This window comes from Flavobacterium sp. UBA4854 (assembly GCF_002399805.1).
In the GTDB taxonomy this organism is placed as follows: domain Bacteria; phylum Bacteroidota; class Bacteroidia; order Flavobacteriales; family Flavobacteriaceae; genus Flavobacterium; species Flavobacterium ginsengisoli.
This window is the reverse complement of record NZ_DHEI01000120.1, coordinates 91,699-92,612: the sequence shown is the minus strand read 5'-3', so window position 1 is coordinate 92,612 and position 914 is coordinate 91,699. Positions and strand designations below refer to the sequence as shown.

Here is a 914-nt window from a genome sequence, read left to right as displayed (position 1 = left end):
TTCATTCAGGTTATATCTTGTTAGTTTTTAGATTCCCCCAGTCTACCAAAAACAATCATATATTCTCCGATAAAATCTTAATTTTATTAGTCCATTTTGTCTCTAACTAATAACTGTATTAAAATGATAAAATTTATAGCAAAAAGTGCTTTTGTTACAGCATTTCTGTTTCATGCTGCGTCTTATTCGGCAGTCATTCAGCCCAATAAAACTATTATTTCAGTAGATATGAATTACGCTGTTATAAAAACAGGTGCTGACAATTACGAAAAATACCTGCCACTTTTAAAGGATAAAAAAGTTGGAATTGTAACTAACCAAACCGGAATTTTATCTGACAAAACGCATGTAGTAGATTTTCTATTGGAGAAAAAAATTGCTGTTCAAACTATTCTTGCTCCTGAGCATGGATTTAGAGGAACAGCAGATGCCGGTGAACATATCGTTGACGGAAAAGATCCGAAAACAGATTTGCCAATTATCTCACTTTATGGCGACAACAAAAAACCAAAACCAGCGCAGTTATCTGGAATTGATGTCATGATTTTTGATCTGCAAGATGTAGGCGCACGATTCTATACCTACATTTCTTCTTTACATTATGTTATGGAAGCTTGTGCAGAAAATAACGTTCCGCTTATTGTTTTTGACAGACCAAATCCAAATGGTTCTATTGTTGACGGACCACTTTTAGAAAAAGATTTTACCAGTTTTGTTGGCATGCACCCGATTCCGCTACTTCACGGAATGACAATTGGCGAATATGCGCAAATGGTAAATGGAGAAAAATGGCTAAAAGATGGCGCTCAATGCAAACTAACCGTTATTCCTTGTGTAGATTACAGCAGAACAATGCCATACAGTTTATTGGTAAAACCGTCTCCAAATTTGCCAAATGACCAGTCTATAAATTT

1 protein-coding gene is annotated in these 914 nt (G+C 35.2%); it reads left to right on the top strand.

Annotated features, from left to right (window positions below; genetic code table 11):
• Window positions 1-123 precede the first annotated feature (123 nt).
• The coding region (locus B3J44_RS17915) for an exo-beta-N-acetylmuramidase NamZ family protein (protein ID WP_414654819.1) at window positions 124-914 on the top strand (791 nt) is incomplete at its 3' end.